This window comes from Ectopseudomonas oleovorans, assembly GCF_003052605.1.
Classification (GTDB): Bacteria; Pseudomonadota; Gammaproteobacteria; order Pseudomonadales; family Pseudomonadaceae; genus Aquipseudomonas; species Aquipseudomonas oleovorans_A.
In genome coordinates this window covers 83,097-83,605 of the sequence record NZ_QASO01000011.1, presented here as the reverse complement: position 1 = coordinate 83,605, position 509 = coordinate 83,097, and the positions used below count along the sequence as shown (strand labels likewise).

Sequence of the window (509 nt, the reverse complement as noted above, 5' to 3'; positions counted from 1 at the left end):
ACAACCACCGACTGAAGTCGGTGGGTTAGTGACTTACGGACTGAAAGTCCGGATACGCGTCGACTGAACGACGCGTCGGATCAGTCAGGCTCCATCCTGAAATTATCGTTCGGGCTCGGCTCAAAATGATGCTCCAGATACTGCTTGATCATCTCTTCCGTCATCTGCCCAACCGTCGCGCAAAAGTACCCGCGAGCCCAAAAATGCTGCCCCCAATAGCGCTTTTTCAGATGGGGAAACTCCTCGAAAAGCTTGCTCGCCGTACGCCCCTTGATCCGCCTCATGATCTCACTCGGCGCCAAATTCGGCGGACTGCTCACCAGAATATGCACGTGATCCTTGCTCACCACACCTTTCACAATCCGAATTTCAAATGCTTCGCACGTCTGTCTCACCAGCTCTCGCACTCGCTCAGCAACCTCACCGCTGAGCACCTTGTATCGGTACTTAGTCACCCAAACAAAGTGATACTCGATCTGGTAGACCGTATGACTGCCGTATCTGTAATC

General features: G+C 52.8%; 1 protein-coding gene. It reads right to left on the bottom strand.

Annotated features, from left to right (window positions below):
• Nucleotides 1–80: 80 nt before the first annotated feature.
• The coding region (gene tnpA / locus DBO86_RS02320) for an IS200/IS605 family transposase (protein ID WP_146173169.1) at nucleotides 81–509 on the bottom strand (429 nt) is incomplete at its 5' end.